7 protein-coding genes are annotated in these 3,945 nt (G+C 47.9%); 4 read left to right on the plus strand and 3 right to left on the minus strand.

Annotated features, from left to right (window positions below; translation table 11 throughout):
* Nucleotides 1–89 precede the first annotated feature (89 nt).
* On the minus strand, nucleotides 90–719 hold the full coding sequence (locus tag Q4A73_RS07190) for a hypothetical protein (RefSeq protein ID WP_303206775.1): 630 nt from the start codon (nucleotides 717–719) through the stop codon (nucleotides 90–92).
* Nucleotides 720–852: 133 nt separating this feature from the next.
* On the opposite strand from Q4A73_RS07190, the gene Q4A73_RS07195 reads away from it, so the two are divergent.
* From Q4A73_RS07195 to Q4A73_RS07210, 4 genes are read left to right on the plus strand one after another with little or no spacing between them, the layout of a single operon-like run.
* Complete coding sequence (locus tag Q4A73_RS07195; protein WP_303206776.1) at nucleotides 853–1,089, plus strand: hypothetical protein; 237 nt, start codon at nucleotides 853–855, stop codon at nucleotides 1,087–1,089.
* The gene (locus Q4A73_RS07200) at nucleotides 1,079–1,333 is read left to right on the plus strand and encodes a hypothetical protein (protein ID WP_303206781.1); all 255 of its coding nucleotides are present in this window, start codon (nucleotides 1,079–1,081) and stop codon (nucleotides 1,331–1,333) included. The genes Q4A73_RS07195 and Q4A73_RS07200 overlap by 11 nt, the downstream gene beginning before the upstream one ends.
* Nucleotides 1,323–1,763: a prepilin-type N-terminal cleavage/methylation domain-containing protein gene (locus tag Q4A73_RS07205; RefSeq protein ID WP_303206777.1), complete on the plus strand. Its 441-nt coding sequence runs from the start codon at nucleotides 1,323–1,325 to the stop codon at nucleotides 1,761–1,763. Before Q4A73_RS07200 ends, Q4A73_RS07205 begins: the two co-directional genes overlap by 11 nt.
* Nucleotides 1,760–3,598, plus strand: coding sequence for a primosomal protein N' (locus Q4A73_RS07210; protein ID WP_303206778.1), 1,839 nt, complete (start codon nucleotides 1,760–1,762; stop codon nucleotides 3,596–3,598). Before Q4A73_RS07205 ends, Q4A73_RS07210 begins: the two co-directional genes overlap by 4 nt.
* Nucleotides 3,599–3,636: 38 nt before the next feature.
* Here the strand turns inward: Q4A73_RS07210 and Q4A73_RS07215 are convergent, their stop codons facing one another.
* The gene (locus tag Q4A73_RS07215; protein WP_303206779.1) at nucleotides 3,637–3,768 is read right to left on the minus strand and encodes a hypothetical protein; all 132 of its coding nucleotides are present in this window, start codon (nucleotides 3,766–3,768) and stop codon (nucleotides 3,637–3,639) included.
* On the minus strand, nucleotides 3,765–3,945 hold a 181-nt coding region (locus Q4A73_RS07220), incomplete at its 5' end, for a hypothetical protein (RefSeq protein ID WP_303206780.1). The genes Q4A73_RS07215 and Q4A73_RS07220, both read right to left, overlap by 4 nt.

The following is a 3,945-nucleotide window of genomic DNA, read 5'->3' on the forward strand; positions in this document are numbered from 1 at the left end:
TAGTCTTGTAATACTAGGCTTGACTGCCTTCAATTTATTGCTAACCCGCTCTTTGGGGCGGGTTGCAATTTAATCGGCTAGCCGCGAAATCAACCGCCGCCGATGAAGTATTTCTCTACATCATCGAGTAATTTTTCACAAATCCTAGAATCGGTGCTTTTTTCTACGACAAGATTGATGTAGGTTTTGGTGTCGCGAAAACTGCCTGCGGACTTGGAATTTTCACGCGTGAGTTCCTGTTTGTCTTTGGTGTATTTGATGTTGATGTTAAATTTAAGCGCGGCAGATGCTTCGCCTAAATTTGTGTCGATTTGCACATTCATCTGGGAAGCTTTGGCGAGGGTGGCTTGGGTTTTATTGACAATTTCTTTGAAGCGATGTAAAAATCTCAAAATAGAGCGAATTAGATTGTCATCAAAATTCTGGTAGGATAATTTTAATTTATCTTTCAAATAACGAGTGCTTTCTTTATCAACTGCGTGAAATACCATATAAAAACCATTTTTAATGGGGACATTATCGCTTTTAGCATCGCGTCCGCCGCTCATTACCTTGACATAAATGGCATTGTCTAAATAAACCCTATCAATCATCGGTCCGTAAATTTCGTATTCTTTTTTACGCACGATAACTTCGCGAGCTAGGACATTGAGCTTGACATTGGCCTCGTGAATAACTGGCTCCATTTCTTTTTTAATTTCTAACATTTCTTTAAGCATAAAACAACCTTAACTAAGTATTTTGGATTAATTTTAAAAAATTAAAATTAATATTTGAAGTTTTTTAATAATTACAGTTTGTTACTAACGAAACTATAAAATACATTATGGAATTTTATTAAAAGGCTTAAAAATGTACGATGAAAAAGTGATTGATACGATGGCGGATAAGGTCAATGAGCTTATAGAGAGGTATAATGAGCTTTGCGAGGCGAATGAAAATTTAAGAAACGAGCTTGTGAGTGTCAAGGCGCAAAATGAAGCCAAGAGCAACCAGATCATGCGCCTGGAAGAGGAGCTTAAGTCTCGCAACATAGAAAACGAGGACATCTGCAAAAAAATAGAGGCTACGCTTGGACTTGGCAAATAATCAACTCAAGCAGGTTGTGATCAATGTTTCTGCGAAGGACTTTATTGTCAAGTGCAGTGAGGAATTTGCGAATTTTTTAGACGATGACATCGCGCTGCTTTCTGCGGGCACAAAAAAGGTCGAGCTCAAGCGCTTTGTCGATGCCTATGTGAAAAAAACCTACGAAAACTATATTCTACAAAAAGAACTCAAAAAACTCATCAAAAACATCAACGAAAATGTAAAAACTGACGATGCGATTTGAAAGAGCCTTTACGCTGCTGGAGCTTGTTTTTGTCGTCTTAATCATCGGCATCTTGGTCGGCATCGCCCTGCCTTTTTTATCCCAAAATAAAAACGAGGCTAAATTTTTAAAGCTCAAAATAGAATACCAAATGCTTTCCTCCGCCCTAGTCCTCATGCGCAACGAGGCCGCATTCAAAAGGCTACCCCATCCAGCAAGGCTCGATGATGCACGGCCAAACCGCGAGGGCGAGGCCCTATTTTACTGCAAAAACTGCGCCCACTCCCTCCTCAGCGCCCCCATTTTTTCCCACAAAAAGGGCTGGATGAAGGTCGGCGAAAATCGCTACAAATTTTTTTTAGGCGCCGGGCAAAGTGTGGATTTTTTTTACGAGGCAGGGGAGGGGTTTTTGCGGTGTGAAAATTCCAGCCTGTGCAAAGAGCTTTTGTGAATTACTACAAAATAGCGATCAAGGGGCTTTATTTGAAGCCGCTCATCTTCCAAAGTGAGCGAGAAATCGCCCCCCTAAGCGAGGTCGTCGTGGCCTTAAGAGCGGGGAAAAAACGCAAAGCCATCGTCCTAGAAAGGGTCCCCATGCCACCCTTCCCCACGCAAAATATCCAAGAAATCACCCCCCTCTCCCTAAGCCCATCCCAGCACATCCTAGCCCAATTCATCGCCCACTATCACAGCACGAAGCTGGCCTTCGTCCTCTCCCTTTTTGAAGGCGCTATGACCTACGATTGCGAGGCTTTAGAGGCCCTCACACCCCCCACCCTAAGCCCCAAGCAGCTTGAGGCCCTAGCTCACATCCGCGCCCAGCAAAGCTCCCTACTTTTTGCCGACACGGGCAGCGGAAAAACTGAAATCTACATCGCCCTGATGCAGGAGTATCTTAAAGAGGGCAGGCAGGTCCTGCTTTTGATGCCAGAAATCTCCCTCACCCCGCAGATGCAAAGGCGGCTTGAATTTTATTTTGGCGAGAGGGTTTTTTTGTGGCATTCTCAAATTTCAAAGAAAAAAAAGGCCGCCTGCCTTGAGGCCTTCAACGCAGGCAAGGCCCTTTTAATCGCCGGCGCGCGCTCGGCCCTCTTTTTGCCCTTTAGAAATTTAGGCCTGATCGTGGTCGATGAGGAGCACGATAGCTCCTACAAGGCCACCAACAAGCCCTATTTCAATGCCAAAGATCTGGCACTTTTTCTAGCGCACAAGCAAGGCATCAAAATCGTCCTAGGCTCTGCGACACCAAGCCTCACAAGCTTTTACAAGCAAAATTCTTTCAGGCTTAAAGGGACCTTTTTTGAAAGCAAAAAGCATTTTTTTTACGATGAGAGCGAGCCTGCCCTCACGCCCTTAGTTTTGAGCGAGCTTGAGCGCTCCTTGCGGGCCAAAAAGCAGGCCATCGTTTTTCTACCCACGCGGGCAAATTTTCGTCAAATTTTATGCAAATCCTGCGGCGCCACCATCCAATGCCCCTTTTGCTCCGTGGCGATGAGTTTGCACCGAGCTAAAAAAATGCTCCGTTGTCATTACTGCAACTTCGCCAAGGCCGTGGATGAGAGCTGCCCGGCCTGCAAGGGTGTGCTTTTGGAGGCGAAAAAAATGGGCACAGCGGAGCTTTGCGAGCGACTGCAAAACGCCCTCCCCAGCGCACTCATAGCCCAGTTTGACAGGGACAGCATCACCAGTTTTAAAAAGCTCAACACCATCCTCAAGGACTTCAATGATGGCAAAATCAACATCCTAGTCGGCACCTCGATGCTGGCCAAGGGGCACGATTATCACAGCGTGAATTTGAGCGTGATTTTGGGGCTTGATGAATACCTCTTCCGCCCCAATTTTAGAGCCGCCGAGGAGACCCTAGCTTTGGCCTTGCAGGTCGCGGGTAGGGCGGGACGGATGGGGGAGGCTCGGGTGCTTTTGCAGACGAAAAATCGCGCATTTTTTGAAAAATACCTCGGCGATTATGATGGCTTTTTGCGCGATGAGCTCGAGCGCAGAGAGGGGCTTTACCCGCCCTTCAAGCGGCTTTTGCGCCTTGTGATTGAGGATGAAAATCAAAGCGATGCCAAGGCACTTTGCGAAAATTTAGCCCAAAAATTCCAAAGCCTGAAGGGCATTGAGCTGGTAGGCTTTGGCGCATGCGGGATCGAAAAACTGGCCTCAAAATGGCGCTTCCACATCCTGCTGCGCTCCCCCTCACACCACGCTCTAATCCACGCGCAAAGCTACGCCTCGCAGTTTGAGCAGGTGAGCGCGGACATGGATCCCATCGACTTCGCCTAGCCTTCGCAGCCCCCAGCTCCCAATCCGCACTAGAATTTTTACCCCGTCCAAACCTCCTCCGCATAAATTTCTCTCGAGAAATTCCCGCCCAGCCTCGCACTCCGCGCAAGGTTAGCCGCCGCACTAGAAAATTCCGCACCGCTGTTTCGCCCCCTCCGCAGGGCGCTCAAATCCTGCCCTGCCCCAAAATTCCAGCACCAGAGCTAGAATTTTCGCCACAATTCTCCCGCCCAGCCAAGCTTTCCGCAGCGCCATCAAAATCCTCCGCCCAGCCCCCCAGCCGCAGCCTCGCGCCAATTTTCGCGGCCTGAAAATACCCCCGCACCGCCCCTTCACCCGCCCGCAGC

The sequence above is a fragment of the Campylobacter sp. genome (assembly GCF_030528245.1).
In the GTDB taxonomy this organism is placed as follows: domain Bacteria; phylum Campylobacterota; class Campylobacteria; order Campylobacterales; family Campylobacteraceae; genus Campylobacter_D.

What these genes read in the sequence shown, in the direction of transcription:
- Q4A73_RS07190 (WP_303206775.1), bottom strand. Translation starts at nt 719, where the DNA reads ATGCTTAAAGAAATGTTAGAAATTAAAAAAGAAATGGAGCCAGTTATT.
- Q4A73_RS07195 (WP_303206776.1), top strand. Translation starts at nt 853, where the DNA reads ATGTACGATGAAAAAGTGATTGATACGATGGCGGATAAGGTCAATGAG.
- Q4A73_RS07205 (WP_303206777.1), top strand. Translation starts at nt 1,323, where the DNA reads ATGCGATTTGAAAGAGCCTTTACGCTGCTGGAGCTTGTTTTTGTCGTC.